Source organism: Cupriavidus sp. OV096, assembly GCF_900115455.1.
Lineage (GTDB): Bacteria > Pseudomonadota > Gammaproteobacteria > Burkholderiales > Burkholderiaceae > Cupriavidus.
Genome location: NZ_FOWM01000003.1, coordinates 247871 through 262802 on the forward strand (window position 1 = coordinate 247871; position 14932 = coordinate 262802).

Annotated in this window: 11 protein-coding genes; 10 read left to right on the plus strand and 1 reads right to left on the minus strand. The window is 67.4% G+C overall.

The features are described from left to right. Positions 1-96 precede the first annotated feature (96 nt). Entirely contained in the window at positions 97-2652 is a 2556-nt protein-coding gene (locus tag BM115_RS08445) for a DNA internalization-related competence protein ComEC/Rec2 (protein WP_092292610.1), read from the plus strand. Between the two features lie 42 nt (positions 2653-2694). Here BM115_RS08445 and BM115_RS08450 read toward each other — a convergent pair whose 3' ends face one another. After that, positions 2695-3660 (minus strand): MurR/RpiR family transcriptional regulator, encoded by a 966-nt coding sequence (locus tag BM115_RS08450; protein ID WP_255370743.1) that lies wholly within the window; start codon positions 3658-3660, stop codon positions 2695-2697. A 259-nt stretch (positions 3661-3919) separates the two neighbouring features. On the opposite strand from BM115_RS08450, the gene edd reads away from it, so the two are divergent. The 9 genes from edd to kdsA all read left to right on the plus strand — a co-directional run bounded on the left by edd (position 3920) and on the right by kdsA (position 14819). Next, complete coding sequence (gene edd, locus BM115_RS08455; protein ID WP_092292612.1) at positions 3920-5806, plus strand: phosphogluconate dehydratase; 1887 nt, start codon at positions 3920-3922, stop codon at positions 5804-5806. Between the two features lie 177 nt (positions 5807-5983). Continuing rightward, the gene (locus BM115_RS08460) at positions 5984-6502 is read left to right on the plus strand and encodes a gluconokinase (RefSeq protein WP_092292614.1); all 519 of its coding nucleotides are present in this window, start codon (positions 5984-5986) and stop codon (positions 6500-6502) included. Between the two features lie 243 nt (positions 6503-6745). Next, complete coding sequence (locus tag BM115_RS08465) at positions 6746-8221, plus strand: circularly permuted type 2 ATP-grasp protein (protein ID WP_092292617.1); 1476 nt, start codon at positions 6746-6748, stop codon at positions 8219-8221. Between the two features lie 35 nt (positions 8222-8256). Beyond that, on the plus strand, positions 8257-9330 hold the full coding sequence (locus BM115_RS08470) for an alpha-E domain-containing protein (RefSeq protein ID WP_092292619.1): 1074 nt from the start codon (positions 8257-8259) through the stop codon (positions 9328-9330). 81 nt (positions 9331-9411) lie between these two features. Then, positions 9412-10278, plus strand: coding sequence for a transglutaminase family protein (locus tag BM115_RS08475; protein WP_092292621.1), 867 nt, complete (start codon positions 9412-9414; stop codon positions 10276-10278). Positions 10279-10430: 152 nt separating this feature from the next. After that, positions 10431-11234 carry a proteasome-type protease gene (locus tag BM115_RS08480; protein ID WP_177219875.1) on the plus strand — a complete coding sequence of 268 codons (804 nt, stop codon included), beginning with the start codon at positions 10431-10433 and terminating at the stop codon, positions 11232-11234. A gap of 39 nt (positions 11235-11273) precedes the next feature. Further along, positions 11274-12092 (plus strand): alpha/beta fold hydrolase, encoded by an 819-nt coding sequence (locus tag BM115_RS08485; protein WP_092292625.1) that lies wholly within the window; start codon positions 11274-11276, stop codon positions 12090-12092. 175 nt (positions 12093-12267) lie between these two features. After that, positions 12268-13926: a CTP synthase gene (locus tag BM115_RS08490; RefSeq protein WP_092292627.1), complete on the plus strand. Its 1659-nt coding sequence runs from the start codon at positions 12268-12270 to the stop codon at positions 13924-13926. Positions 13927-13949: 23 nt separating this feature from the next. Continuing rightward, positions 13950-14819, plus strand: a complete 870-nt coding sequence (kdsA, locus tag BM115_RS08495; RefSeq protein WP_092292629.1) for a 3-deoxy-8-phosphooctulonate synthase — start codon at positions 13950-13952, stop codon at positions 14817-14819. The last annotated feature ends 113 nt before the right edge of the window (positions 14820-14932 follow it).

The window sequence follows — 14932 nt, forward strand, 5'->3', positions numbered from 1 at the left end:
TAACAAACTTCCACAAAAACACATCATTCGTTAACGTTTTGGCGCCATCGCGCACAGTACAAATACGCCATCGGAAAGCGTTGTCCCGGAGGTGTGATGCGAGCTGTGCTGATGGCGTTCGTCGCTGGTTGCTGGTGGCTCCAGCAGCAGGCCGTATTGCCGTCGGCGTGGCGGTGGTGGTGGCAGGCGCTGACGGGGGCCATCGGCGTGGCGGCGCTGACGTACGTCGTGCGTTGTCGTCATGGGGATACGCCTGTTGTCAGGCGGTGGATGTGGCGCGCGGCGGTGGTGGCGCTCGCGTGCGCGGCGGGGTTCGGGTGGGCGGCATGGCGCGCCGACAGCAGGATGGTGGACTGGCTGGACCCCGCGCTGGCGGGGCGTGACATCGCGCTGCAGGGCATGGTTGCCGGGCTGCCCGATGCGGCAAGCCAGGGCACGCGCTTCCTGTTCGCGGTAAGCGGGTCGCATGAGGCGCGCCTGCCGCCACGGGTTTTGCTCACCTGGCGCGATCCGCCGGAGGCGTTGCAGCCGGGGCAGCGCTATCGGCTGACGGTCAGGCTGCGGCGGCCACGCGGGCTGGCCAATCCATATGGCTTCGACTACGCGTACTGGCTGTTGGGCGAGGGCATCGGTGCGACGGGCTATGTGCGGGACGGCGAGCCGCAGGCGGAGGCGGGGCCGTTGCCATGGGCGATTCAGGTGCAGGCGTGGCGGGCGGGCTTGCGGGACCGGCTTCGTGCGGCGCTGCCGCCGGATGCGCGCTTCGGGGCCGTGCTCGTGGCGCTGGTGATCGGCGACCAGCGCGGTATCGCCACCGAGGACTGGGAGGTGTTTCGACGGACCGGCATCTCCCATCTGGTCAGCATTTCCGGTTTGCACATCACGATGATCTCGGGCGCAGCTGGCGCTTTGGCCCTGGGGTTGTGGCGGAGGTCGTTCGGGCCGGGGCGGCGGCTGCGCCGGCCCTTGCCGCTGATCTGGCCGGCGCAGCAGGCGGCGCTCGTGGTGGCGATACTGACCGCCTTGGGTTATGGACTGATCGCCGGGATGCAGGTGCCGGCGATGCGAACCGTGTGCATGCTCGCCGTGGCGGCGCTGGCATTGTGGAGTGGCCGGGCGCCGCCGGCATCGGTCGTGCTCGCGTGGGCGGCGGGCGTGGCGGTGGCGATTGACCCATGGGCCGTGATGTCGCCCGGTTTCTGGCTGTCATTCGGTGCGGTGGCGGCGATCTTTCTTGCCGCGCGGGAACCGCCGCAGCGGGCTAGGGCAGAGGGGCGGTGGCACAGGGCGAGGGCGGCTGTGGGGGCAACGCTGACGGGCGCCGCACGCACGCAGTGGGCGGTGACAGTCGGGCTCGTGCCGCTGACGCTGCTGCTGTTCGGGCAGGTGTCGGTGGTGTCCTGTCTTGCCAATGCTGTCGCCATTCCGGTGGTGAGCTTGCTCGTCACGCCGTTGGCGCTGGCGGGTGCTGTGCTGCCGGTGATTGTGGCCAGGCCGCTGCTGGCGGTCGCGCATACGACGATGACGTGGTTGTCCGATGCGCTCGCCTGGCTTGCGGCGCCAGCGTGGGCCGTTTGGGAAGCGGCGCAGGCGGGACCCGTCTGGATGGTGTTGGCGTCTGCCGGGGTGGTGTTCGTGTTGATGCCTCGCGAGCGGGCGCCGGATGTTCGGGCGGCAACGCCTTTGCGCGGCGCGCGGCCTGCTCGGCCCGCACGGCGTACGTGTCCGGCGGTGCGCGCACCGCCACGCTGGTGTGGGGCGTTGCTGATGATACCGATGCTACTGGCGGGCCGGACGCCCGTACCGGAAGGGGAGGTCCGTGTCACGGCGCTCGATGTCGGGCAGGGCACGGCGGTGCTGGTCGAAACCAAGGCGCATGCGCTGCTCTATGACACGGGGCCGGGATACCCGTCAGGGGCCAGTGCCGGCGGGCAAGTTATCGTGCCGTGGCTGCGGGCGATGGGCGTGCGGCGGCTCGATGCGCTGATGGTCAGTCACGAAGATGCGGACCATGCCGGCGGCGTGCGCGAGGTGCTGGCCGCGGTGCCGGTGGGGCGGCGGCTGACGGGGGCGCCGCTCGATCACGGGCTCCTGATCGGATCGGCGCCGACAAAAGGCGGCGTGGCGAGCAATGCTGCGCCATGGCAGCCATGCGAGGCTGGCGCGGCATGGACGTGGAATGGCGTGCGCTTCGTCATCCTGCATCCGTCAGTGTCGGACCTCGGCAGCGCGCGGCTGGCGAGCAATGCACGCAGTTGCGTGTTGCGCGTGGCCACGGCGCACCGCAGCTTGCTGCTGACTGGCGACATTGGCGTGCGCGAGGAACAGGGGTTGATTGCCGCGGTGCCGCCGGAGGATCTGCGTGCCGATGTCCTGCTGGTGCCGCACCATGGCAGCGGCACGTCGTCGGGCGCGGCGTTCCTGCGTGCGGTGCAGCCAGAGGCGGCGGTGTTTCAGCTCGGATATGGCAACCGCTACCGGCATCCGCGCGACGATGTCTGGCGGCGGTATGGGCGCCAAGGCATCGCGCGGTATCGGACGGATGAAACGGGCGCGGTGTCGATCGTCACGGCGGGGCCGCGACTGGCGATTTCGTCATTCCGGCAGCGGGAGCGGCGGTACTGGCGCGATGCACCGGCGGCGCCGCGTTAGGCGTCGGCGCCAGCCCGGGTTGTCTCGGGAGGGCGGGAGGCGTCAGCTGCGCGAACCGGCGCGCGCGGTCTTCGGCGTCTTGGTCGCCGGGGTTTTGGCCGTGCCGCCGGTGCCGCCGGTGCCGCCGGTGGCAGCCGCCACCGCTTCGCGGGACGCCGGCGCCTCAGGCGCGGCGCCGCCGATGCGGCGCTCGCGCAGGTGCGCCTTGGCACGTTGCAGGCCGGCCGCGACGGTGTCAGCGCGCTCCAGCGCCACGCCGGCAGCGAGCACGTCGCCGAGTACGAGGTGGCTGATGCGGGAGGTCATTGGCGTGTAGACCTCGCTGTCTTCCTCGACGTCGGAGAACACGCAGACGTCGGCCAGCCGGGCCAGCGGCGAGCCGCTGTGGGTCAGCGCCAGCACGCTTGCGCCGCTGGCGCGGGCGAGCGTGGCGGCGGTCAGCATGTCCCAGGTGCGGCCGCTGTTGGAGACCAGCACCGCCACGTCGCCAGGGCGCAGCAACGCGGCGGACATGCTGAAGACATGCGGGTCCGAGTAGGCCGTGGTGGGAATGCCTAGGCGGAAGAATTTGTGCTGGATATCGAGCGCGACGATGCCGGAGTTGCCGCAGCCATAAAACTCGATGCGGCGCGCGCTGGCCAGCAGGCGGATGCCGTGCTCGATCTGGTCGGCCGACAGCGCGTTGCGGACCGCCATCAGTGTGGCGATGGTGCGGTCGAAGACCTTGCCGGCGATGTCGGCCGGGCGGTCGTCGGCCTCCACGTCCTGGTGGACGAACGGCGTGCCGCCGCCCAGGTTCTGGGCGAACTGGAGTTTGAACTCCTTGAAGCCGTCGTAGCCCAGCGCGGCGCAGAAGCGGGCGATGGTCGGCTGCGAGACGCCGGCGCGTTCGGCCAGTTCGGGCATCGACAGGCGAATCACGCTGGCGCCGTGGCGGGTGACGTAGTCAGCCAGACGGCGTTCGGACGGACGGAGCGTGTCGTAGACGGCAAGGATTCGGTCGCGCATGGCGGTGCGGGTCTCGGTTGGCCATCGGCGTGGCCATTCTGGGGATTGAAGATGTAGAGATTCTACACAGAATGACATGGGGATCGATCGGGAATCGTGGGCCTGCTCCCTTAGGGCTTTCCCGTATTTGCGTCGACAGCATCATATTTTCGCGAGAAAGCGGCTTCCGGCAGGCGGGAGGCCAAGGCTATAATGTAGAAAATCTACATATCGACGGGCGGTTCTTTGCCCGGCGCTCCCCACGAGGAACATTGTCGCCATGACCCAATCCGTTCACGCCGAGGTGTCGGCCGTTACGCAACGCGTTGTCGAGCGCAGCCGCGCGAGCCGCGCCGCCTATCTGGCGCGCTGCGAGCGGGCACAGCGGGAACTCGGCCCGCTGCGCGGCATGTCGTGCGCGAATCTGGCGCACGGTTACGCCGCGCTGCCGGCCGACGACAAGCTCAAGCTTCGCGTCGAGCACGCCCCGAACCTCGGCATCGTCACCGCGTACAACGACATGCTGTCGGCCCACCAGCCGTACGAGCGGTATCCGAACGTGATTCGCGAGGCGGCGCGAGCGGTGGGTGGCGTGGCCCAGGTGGCGGGCGGCGTGCCGGCGATGTGCGATGGCATCACGCAAGGCAACGCTGGCATGGAGCTGTCGCTGTTCTCGCGCGACGCCATTGCCATGGGTACGGCGGTCGCGCTCTCGCACAACACCTTCGATGCCGCGCTGATGCTCGGCGTGTGCGACAAGATCGTGCCGGGCCTGCTGATGGGGGCGCTCCAGTTCGGCCACCTGCCCATCGTCTTCGTGCCCGCTGGGCCGATGGCGACCGGTCTCTCGAACAAGGAAAAGGCGCGCGTGCGCCAGCTCTACGCCACGGGTCAGGTTGGTCGCGATGTCTTGCTGGAGGCCGAATGCGCCGCCTACCACGGCGCCGGCACCTGCACCTTCTACGGCACGGCCAACAGCAACCAGTTCCTGATGGAAATCATGGGCTTGCACATGCCGGGCTCGGCCTTCGTGCACCCGGACAGCGGACTGCGCGATGCGCTGACGGCGGCCGCGGCACAGCGCGCGCTGGCGCTGATCGCGCGCGGCAACGCGTACACGCCGCTCGCCCAGATCGTGGACGAGCGGGCCATCGTCAACGCCATGGTCGGCCTGCTGGCCACGGGCGGTTCCACGAACCATACGATCCACCTTGTCGCCATGGCGCGTGCCGCCGGCATCGTCATCGACTGGAATGACTTCGACCGCCTGTCGGCGGTCACGCCGCTGCTGGCGCGCGTCTATCCGAACGGCTCGGCCGATGTGAACCACTTCCACGCCGCCGGCGGCGTGGCCTATGTGATTGGCCAACTGCTCGAAGCCGGGTTGCTGCACGAGGACGTCCAGACCGTGATGGGGCAAGGGCTGGCGCGCTACACCGAGGAGCCGGTGATGACCGACGGCGCGCTGCGCTGGCGCGACGGTCCGACCACGAGTGGCGATGCCGCCGTGCTGGCACCGGCGTCGGCGCCGTTCTCGAAGGAGGGCGGGCTGCGCCTGATGGCCGGCAACCTCGGCCGGGGCGTGATCAAGGTGTCGGCCGTGGCCGACGAGCACCGTATCGTGGAGGCCCCGGCCCGCGTGTTCGACTCCCAGGAGGCGCTGCAAGCCGCCTTCGAGGCCGACGAACTGAATCGCGACGTGGTGGCGGTGGTCCGCTTCCAGGGGCCGAACGCCAACGGCATGCCCGAGTTGCACCGGCTCACGCCGGCACTCGGCGCACTGCAGGATGCTGGCCACAAGGTGGCGCTGGTGACCGATGGCCGCATGTCGGGCGCGTCCGGCAAGGTACCGGCGGTGATTCATGTGGGTCCGGAGGCGCTTGTAGGCGGCCCGTTGGCGCGGGTGCGCGATGGCGACTGGATTCGTGTGGATGCCGTAGCCGGCACATTGACCCTGGTCGGCGATGCCGCCGCGCACGCCGAATTCGCCGCGCGCATCCCGGCGACCGCGCCGGACGACGATTTTGCGCGCTTCAGCATGGGGCGCGGCCTGTTCGGACTGTTCCGGCGCCATGCCCGGATCGCCGAAGAAGGCGGCAGCGCCCTGGACTTGTCCGAGGCCGACGCCGCGCCCGCTGTCCAAACGGCCGGCGTGGTCGCACAATAGGCGGGCGCCCAACTTGCCCTGCACGCACTTAGTCGTCGTTTAGTCGTTTTACGATTTTCAGCAATCGCCGCGGCCAGGTATCTCCATGCCGCGGTGCACCTTCGCGCCACGTCTTTCGCGCCCGAAGGCTACCGACAAGGATGGCCCGACCATCCGACCATGATCGACGGAGCAGACATGATCTATATCCTGATGGGCGTTTCCGGCAGCGGGAAAACCACGGTCGGCCAGTTGCTGGCCAGCCAGCTGCATTGCGGCTTCCACGATGCCGACGCCTTCCACAGCGAGGCCAACAAGGCCAAGATGCACAACGGCATTCCGCTGACCGATGAGGACCGCTGGCCCTGGCTGGCCGCGATGCGCGCCGCCATCGACACCGCCCGGGCCGAGGGCCGCACCCACGTTTTCACCTGCTCGGCGCTGCGCCAGACCTACCGCGACCGCCTGACCCCGCCCGACGGCGGTGTGACCTTCGTCTTCATGAAGGGCGACGCCGGCACCATCGGCAGCCGGCTGTCGGCGCGCACGGACCATTTCTTCAACCCGGCGCTGCTGCAAAGCCAGTTCGACACCCTCGAGGAGCCACGCGACGCGCTGGTGCTGGACATCCGCCGCACGCCCGAGGCGCTGGTCCAGGACATCCTGGACAAGTGCCCGCCCGAGTCGGCCGCCTGCTCCGGCAAGCCCGCCGCCTGATCTGAACTGACCTGAAGCCGCCAGCCAGCCCTTGGCGCCGTGCCTTCGGCGGCGCCTGGCTGGCAAGCATCTTGCTAAACCGATTCGCGTGCCGGCGCGCGTGACCCTTGCGGGTTTTGCCGGTGCGGATATGCTGAAAGAGCCAACTCGACAAGGCATCGACAAACGGGCGACCGGGGAGACGGCACGGCACGGTCAGTACGAGGCCGGCGCGGGCGCCCATTTCACGAAGGAGCGGCCATCATGGCGGCGCGGTTTTTCGACGAGATGCTGGAAGGGCGGGAGGACGGAGCAGTGGCGGCCATCGAGGCCGGACAGACGCTGCCGTCAGGGGCGGTCAGGGCCCACTACCGCAATTTTGCGGACTGGATCGGGCGGCAGTCCGGTTCGACGATGGACAACAAACGCGCCGAGGCGGACCTTATCTTCCGGCGCGTGGGCATTACCTTTGCCGTCTACGGCGACAAGGACGAGTCGAACAGCGGCACCGAGCGCACGATTCCGTTCGATGTGATTCCGCGCATCTTCCCGGCCAGCGATTGGGCCACGCTCGAGCGCGGCCTGCGGCAGCGCGTGGCGGCGCTGAACCGGTTCATCCACGATATCTACCACGGCCAGGACATCATCCGCGCCGGCGTGATTCCGCCCGACCAGATCTACAACAACGCCCAATACCGGCCGGAGATGCTCGGCGTGGATGTGCCGCGCGACATTTATGCCCATGTGGCCGGCATCGACGTGGTGCGGGCCGGCGAGGGCGAGTTCTACGTGCTCGAGGACAACCTCCGGGTGCCGTCCGGCGTTTCGTACATGCTGGAAAACCGCAAGATGATGATGCGGTTGTTCCCGGAGCTGTTCGCGCGCAACCGGGTGGCGCCGGTGGCGCACTATCCCGACCTGCTGCTGGACATGCTGCGCAGTGTCTCGCCCCAGAACATCGCCGATCCCACCGTGGTCGTGCTCACGCCGGGCATGTACAACTCGGCGTACTTCGAGCATGCATTCCTGGCTCAACAGATGGGCGTGGAACTGGTGGAGGGCAGCGACCTGTTCGTCGAGGACGAGCACCTCTATATGCGGACCACGCAGGGGCCGCAGCGCATCGACGTGATCTACCGGCGCGTGGATGACGACTTCCTTGATCCCCTCGCATTTCGTCCAGATTCGGCGCTCGGTGCGGCCGGGCTGCTGTCGGTCTACCGGGCCGGCAATGTGACGATCAGCAACGCCATCGGCACGGGCGTGGCCGACGACAAGTCGATTTACCCCTACGTGCCGGACATGATCCGCTTCTATCTGGGCGAGGAGGCCATCCTCAACAACGTGCCGACCTATATGTGCCGGCGCCCGGACGATCTCCAGTTCGTGCTCGACCATATGGCCGACCTCGTGGTCAAGGAAACCCACGGCGCGGGCGGCTACGGCATGCTGGTCGGACCGGCGGCCACGCGCGCCGAGATCGACCAGTTCCGCGAGGTGGTGAAATCGCGCCCCGAGCAGTACATCGCCCAGCCGACGCTGGCGCTGTCCACCTGCCCGACCTATGTGGAGTCGGGCATCGCGCCGCGCCATATCGACCTGCGGCCGTTCGTGCTGTCGGGCAAGGAGGTGCGCATGGTGCCGGGCGGGCTGACCCGCGTGGCGCTGCGCGAAGGGTCATTGGTGGTCAACTCCTCTCAGGGGGGCGGCACCAAGGACACCTGGGTGCTGGAGCGCTGAGCCATGGAACACGCCGATCGCCGGGAGAACCCATCATGTTGAGCCGCACCGCCGACCATCTGTTCTGGATGTCCCGCTATACCGAGCGCGCCGAGAACACCGCGCGCATGCTCGATGTCAATTACCAGACCTCGCTGCTGCCGCAGTCCGCCGAAGTGGCCGAGCAGGGCTGGTGGGCGATGCTCGATATTTCCGAGCTGACCCACGCCTTCGACCACAAGTACGGGCTGCTGCACCGCGACGACGTGATCGACTTCATGGTTCGCGACATGACCAATCCGTCGTCGATCATGAGCTGCCTGCGCGCGGCGCGCGAGAACGCCCGCGCGGTGCGCGGCTCGCTGACCACCGAGGTCTGGGAGACGCTGAACACCACCTGGCTGGATGTGCAGCGCATCATTGCCGAGGGTGAGCTGCGCGACGACCCGTCCCGCTTCTTCGAATGGGTCAAGTTCCGCTCGCATCTGGCGCGTGGCGTGCAGTTCGGCACCATGCTCAAGGACGACGCCTTCCACTTCATGCGGCTCGGCACCTTCCTGGAGCGGGCGGACAACACCGCGCGGATCCTCGATGTCAAGTTCCAGGCCTCCGGCCGGCGCGACGAGGACGATCTCGCTTTCCAGGGCGGCCAATCGCAGAGCCAGAGCCAGGGCGGGGGATTCCGGAGTCAGTCCCAATCCCAGTCCCAGGACGGTAGCGGGCAGTCCCAGAGCCAGTTGCAGAACGATGACCTGAACCGCGAGCAGAACGACTTCTATCACTGGGCAGCCGTGCTGCGCTCGGTGTCCGGCTTCGAGGTGTATCGCAAGATCTATCGCGCCGTGATCACGCCGCAACGCGTGGCGGAGCTGTTGATCCTGCGGCCGGACATGCCGCGCTCGCTGGTGTCGAGCATGGACGAGGTGGTCGCCATTCTCGCGCTGGTGGCCAACCAGCAGTCGTCGGAGACGGAGCGCCAGGCTGGTAAACTCCACGCCGACCTGAAATACGCGCGCATCGACGACATCTTCGCCGTTGGCCTGCACGCCTACCTGACCAGCTTCCTGGAGCGCATTGGCGATCTCGGCAACGGCATCAGCCGGGACTTCCTCGTCCCGCTGGCTGCCTGACGAGGTGCCGGGAACGCCACACCGTTGCCGGATCGGGCGGGTGGCGGGCCGGGCACCGGTCGCCGCGGCGCGTGCCTTATCGTGAAATACAAGATCCACCACAAGACGGTCTACCGTTACACCGAGCCAGTGCGCCGCAGCGTGCACGAACTGCGGCTCGCGCCGCGTTCGGGGCCACTTCAGTCCGTGCAGGGCTGGACGCTGACCGCACCCGGCAACCTGTCCGAGGCCCGCGACGGCTTTGGCAACATCGTCCATAACTTCACGCTGTCCGGCCCCGCCCAGACGATTTCGATCACGGCGACTGGCGAAGTGGAAGTGATGATTGCGCCGCTAAAAGAAGCGGGGGCGCCCGGCCACCATGGCTTCCACGACCAGCCGGACGCCGGCGAGTCGCGCGTGTCGCCCCTGTACTTTGCCGCCGCCACGCCGCTCACGCAGGCCCCGGCCGCGCTGCGCGCGTTCGCCGCGCCGTTCCTGGCCGCCGGCCACGACGTGCCGGCGTTGCTGGCGCTGGCCGATGGCATCGCGGACCGCGTGCGCTACAGCGCCAACACCACCCACGTCGGTACCAGCGCCGCCGATGCCTTCGCGCTCGGCAGCGGCGTCTGCCAGGACCAGGCGCAGGTGATGGTGGCCGCGTGCCGCGCCTTCGGCATTCCGGCGCGCTATGTCAGTGGTTACTTCTATGACCCGGCCGCCACGTCGATGGCCAGCCACGCCTGGGCCGATGTCTGCCTGGACGCCGCCAGCGCGCTCTGGTGCAGCATCGACGTGACGCACCGTTGCCTGACCGATGGCCGTCACGTACGCCTTGCCGTGGGGCGTGACTACGCCTCGGCTGCACCAATTCGGGGCATTCTGGAGGGCGGGACGGGCGAGACGATGGAAGTCGAGATCGCCATCACCCCGATTCCGCCGATGCCAGCGGTACCGGTCGCTGACTGACCCCACCCCGGGCAGCAATCCTTTCCATCAGACGGCCGTTCGAAGCGACCGATGCCGCCGAGGCGGCTCGCGCCGCGCTAGGGCGCTAGAATGCAAGCTTGCCCCTGAGCGCGCCGCCGAGCCGGCGCGCGGCCAAAACCAACAAGATTCCCATGACGTACTGTGTAGCCATGCGGCTGGATGCCGGCCTGGTATTCCTGTCAGATTCCCGCACCAACGCCGGCGTGGACGCCATTTCCACGGCCCGCAAGATGACCGTGTTCGAAGAGCCGGGCGACCGCGTGATGGTGATGATGACCGCCGGCAACCTCGCGATCAGTCAGTCGGTGCGCCAATGCCTGGCAGAGGGCCGCGACGAGAAGCGCTCGCTGTGGACCGCGCGGGACATGTTCGAGGCCGCTACCATCGTCGGCGACGCCGTGCGCGCCGTGCACAAGCGCGATGCCCATGCGCTGCGCGATGCCGGCATCGAATTCAACGTGAGTCTGGTCTTCGGCGGTCAGATTCGCGGCGAGCGGCCGCGCCTGTTCAATATCTATGCGGCCGGCAACTTCGTCGAATCGACACCGGAAAACTGCTATTTCCAGATTGGCGAGGCCAAGTACGGCAAGCCGATCATCGACCGCGTGGTGTCGCCGTCGCTGCCGCTGGGCGAGGCCGCCAAGTGCGCGCTGATCTCGATGGACTCGACGCTGAAATCGAATATCTCCGTGGGCCTGCCGCTGGACCTGCTGGTCTATGAGGCCGACGCGCTGCGCGTGACTCGCTTCGTCAGTATCGACGAACGCAACGCCTACTTCCGCATGATTCGCGACACGTGGGGCCACCGCCTGCGCCAGGTGTTCGGCGAGATCTGCAACCCCGAGTGGGATGCGGCGGAGCCGGCGGAATTCCCGCTCGCGCGCGATGACGCCGACCGCTGGGGCCAGCCGGTCCGGGCTCGCCGCGAACACTGATCGCCGCTTCCCCGGCATTCCACCCTCCCAAGACGCCGCATGCGCGACATCCTGCTGTTTTCGCACGCCAACGGCTTCCCGGTGCGCACGTACCGGAAGCTGTTCGGTGCACTGGAAGACGATTTCGATATCCGCGCCGTGGAGCGCTACGGCCATGACCCGAGGTACCCGGTCACGCGCGAGTGGCCGCATCTCGTGGAGGAATTGCTAGACGAGCTGGACCGCGCCACGCGTGATGGCACCGAGCGCCCGGTGTGGCTGGTCGGCCATTCGCTGGGCGGCTTCTTGTCCCTGATGGCCGCGCTGCGCCGGCCCGCGCGGGTGCGCGGGGTGGTCATGCTCGACTCGCCGGTGATTGCCGGCTGGCGCGCCGGGCTGCTGCGTTTCTCGCAAATATTCGGCCTCGACGAAAAGCCTGGTCCGGCGGCCGTGACGAAGAACCGCCGCACCCATTGGCCAGACGCCGAGGCAGTGCGTCATCACTTCCTCTCCAAGAAGAATTTCGCGATATGGGACCCCGAGGTCCTGAGCGACTACGCCGAGCATGGCACCGAGCCGACCGGCCACGCTGGCGAGCGGCGGCTGCGCTTCGACCGCGAGGTGGAATACAAGATCTACCGGACCCTGCCGACCAGCCTGGGGCGCAAGGTGTCGCAGGGCGCGCCGGTGCCGGTGGGCTTCGTCGCCGGCACGCGCTCGCGCGAGGTGCGTCAGTGCGGCCTGGGCGCCACGCGCCGGCTGGTGGGCGAGCACCTGCGCTTCATCGAGGGCGGCCATCTTTATCCGATGGAAAAGCCGCTCGAAACCGCCGCGCTGGTGCGTGACCTGATCGGCAAGATCCGGCAGGAATCGCGGTAGACGCCGGTTAGCAGGCGGGCAGGGCGGCGCCCGTGCGGCGCATTGGGCGCAAGGAGGTGCAATGCGGCGCAACCGGGTAGCACCCCGCGGGGTTTCACCCCGGCTGTCACAATTTCCGGGGCCGCGCGGGACGGCCGCTCATGTATAATCCCGATTTCCCCGGCAAGCTCGGTTTATGACCAAATTCGTCTTCGTCACCGGTGGCGTCGTCTCTTCTCTCGGCAAGGGCATCGCTGCTGCTTCGCTCGCGGCCATTCTCGAGTCGCGCGGCCTCAAAGTCACCCTCCTCAAGCTCGATCCCTACATCAACGTCGATCCCGGCACGATGAGCCCCTTCCAGCACGGCGAGGTGTTCGTGACCGAAGATGGCGCGGAAACCGACCTCGACCTGGGCCACTATGAGCGCTTCGTTTCCGCCAAGATGCGGAAATCGAACAACTTCACGACTGGTCAGATCTACGAATCGGTGATCCGCAAGGAACGCCGGGGCGAGTATCTCGGCAAGACCGTGCAGGTCATCCCCCATATCACCAACGAAATCCAGGCATTCGTGGAGCGCGGCGCGGCCGCCTCGCACGAGGGCAAGGCTGACGTGGCGCTGGTGGAAATCGGCGGCACGGTGGGGGATATCGAATCCCTGCCGTTCCTCGAGGCCGCACGCCAGATGAGCCTGCGCATGGGCCGCAACCACTGCGCCTTCGTGCACCTGACGCTGGTGCCGTTCATCGCCAGCGCTGGCGAGCTGAAGACCAAGCCGACCCAGCACTCGGTGCAAAAGCTGCGCGAAATCGGCATTTCGCCGACGGCGCTGCTGTGCCGCGCCGACCGCCCGATTCCGGACGACGAGCGCGCCAAGATCTCGCTGTTCGCCAACATTCCGCAGGAAGCCGTGATCTCGGTCTGGGATGCCGACAGCATCTACAAGATCCCGCAGATGCTCAACGAGCAGGGCCTGGACCGCCTGATCTGCGAGGAACTGCGCCTGGATCCGAAGCCGGCCGACCTGTCGATGTGGCAGAAGCTGGTCAACGCGCAAGAAAACCCCGAGCACGAAATCACGATCGGCATGGTCGGCAAGTACGTCGACCTGACCGAGTCGTACAAGTCGCTGATCGAGGCACTGCGCCACGCCGGCATGCATACCGCCACGCGTGTGAACATCGAGTACATCGATTCCGAGGAACTGGAATCCGGCCATCTGGAAGTGCTCCAGCCGCTGGACGCCATCCTGGTGCCGGGCGGCTTCGGCAAGCGCGGCACGGAAGGCAAGATCCGCGCGATCCAGTACGCCCGCGAGAACAAGGTGCCGTACCTGGGCATCTGCCTGGGCATGCAGCTGGCCGTGATCGAGTTTGCCCGCCACGTGGCGAACATGCCCGATGCCAACTCGACCGAGTTCAACCTCGAGACCGAGCATCCGGTGGTCGCGCTGATCACCGAATGGCTGGACCGCGAAGGCAAGGTCGAGCAGCGCTCGGCCGATTCCGACCTCGGCGGCACGATGCGCCTGGGCGCCCAGCGCGTACCGGTGAAGCCCGGCACCAAGGCCGCCCAGATCTATGGCGAAGAAGTGAACGAGCGCCATCGCCATCGTTACGAAGTCAACAATCACTACGTGCCGCAGCTTGAGGGCGCGGGCATGGTCATTTCGGCCCGTACCCCGACGGAAAACCTGCCGGAGATGATGGAGCTGCCCGAGAGCCTCCACCCGTGGTTCGTCGGCGTGCAGTTCCACCCGGAATTCACGTCCACGCCGCGTGACGGCCATCCGCTGTTCAAGGCCTACGTGGAAGGCGCGCTGGCCAGCCAGCAGCGCAAGGGCAAGTCCGCCTGAGCGCGCCTAGAGAAGGAGCAGCCATGAAACTGTGTGGATTCGATGTCGGCCTCGACCAGCCGTTCTTCCTGATTTCCGGGCCGTGCGTGATCGAGTCCGAGCAGATGGCGCTGGACACGGCCGGCCAGCTCAAGGAAATCACGTCGGCGCTGGGCATTCCGTTCATCTACAAGTCGTCGTTCGACAAGGCCAACCGGTCGTCGGGCAAGTCGTTCCGCGGTCTCGGCATGGAAAAGGGTCTGGAGATCCTGGCCACCGTGAAGCGCGAGATCGGCGTGCCGGTGCTCACGGACATCCACGAGATCGACGAGATCAAGCCCGTCGCTGCCGTGGTGGACGTGCTCCAGACGCCGGCCTTCCTGTGCCGCCAGACTGATTTCATCCGTGCCTGCGCGCAGAGCGGCAAGCCGGTGAACATCAAGAAGGGCCAGTTCCTGGCGCCGCACGACATGAAAAATGTGATCGATAAGGCGCGTGAAGCGGCTCGCGAGGCCGGTCTGCCCGACGACGTGTTCATGGCCTGCGAGCGTGGTGTCTCCTTCGGCTACAACAATCTGGTCTCGGACATGCGCTCGCTGGCGATCATGCGCGAGACCGCCGCCCCGGTGGTGTTCGACGCCACGCACTCGGTGCAGTTGCCGGGCGGGCAGGGCACGAGTTCGGGCGGCCAGCGCGAGTTCGTGCCGGTGCTGTCGCGTGCCGCCGTGGCGACCGGCGTGGCCGGCCTGTTCATGGAAACGCACCCGGACCCGAGCAAGGCGATGTCGGACGGCCCTAACGCCGTGCCGCTGTCGCGGATGAAGGAATTGCTGTCGGTCCTCAAGGATCTCGATGCGCTGACCAAGCGCGCCGGCTTCCTCGAAGACAACTTCAGCTGGCCGGCCTGCGCCTGAGCCAGTGTTGGCAATGACCGCCCGCGCCTGTCGCGGGCGGAATCGTTTCCGGCCCGCATGGTCCATCCTGCACCGACCGTGACGCGCCGTATCGAAAGACAATACAAAAGATT

Bases quoted from the DNA above. Each gene is read 5' to 3' on its own strand.
- BM115_RS08445 (WP_092292610.1), top strand. From the start codon at position 97: ATGCGAGCTGTGCTGATGGCGTTCGTCGCTGGTTGCTGGTGGCTCCAG.
- BM115_RS08450 (WP_255370743.1), bottom strand. From the start codon at position 3,660: ATGCGCGACCGAATCCTTGCCGTCTACGACACGCTCCGTCCGTCCGAA.
- edd (WP_092292612.1), top strand. From the start codon at position 3,920: ATGACCCAATCCGTTCACGCCGAGGTGTCGGCCGTTACGCAACGCGTT.
- BM115_RS08460 (WP_092292614.1), top strand. From the start codon at position 5,984: ATGATCTATATCCTGATGGGCGTTTCCGGCAGCGGGAAAACCACGGTC.
- BM115_RS08465 (WP_092292617.1), top strand. From the start codon at position 6,746: ATGGCGGCGCGGTTTTTCGACGAGATGCTGGAAGGGCGGGAGGACGGA.
- BM115_RS08470 (WP_092292619.1), top strand. From the start codon at position 8,257: ATGTTGAGCCGCACCGCCGACCATCTGTTCTGGATGTCCCGCTATACC.
- BM115_RS08480 (WP_177219875.1), top strand. From the start codon at position 10,431: ATGACGTACTGTGTAGCCATGCGGCTGGATGCCGGCCTGGTATTCCTG.
- BM115_RS08485 (WP_092292625.1), top strand. From the start codon at position 11,274: ATGCGCGACATCCTGCTGTTTTCGCACGCCAACGGCTTCCCGGTGCGC.
- BM115_RS08490 (WP_092292627.1), top strand. From the start codon at position 12,268: ATGACCAAATTCGTCTTCGTCACCGGTGGCGTCGTCTCTTCTCTCGGC.
- kdsA (WP_092292629.1), top strand. From the start codon at position 13,950: ATGAAACTGTGTGGATTCGATGTCGGCCTCGACCAGCCGTTCTTCCTG.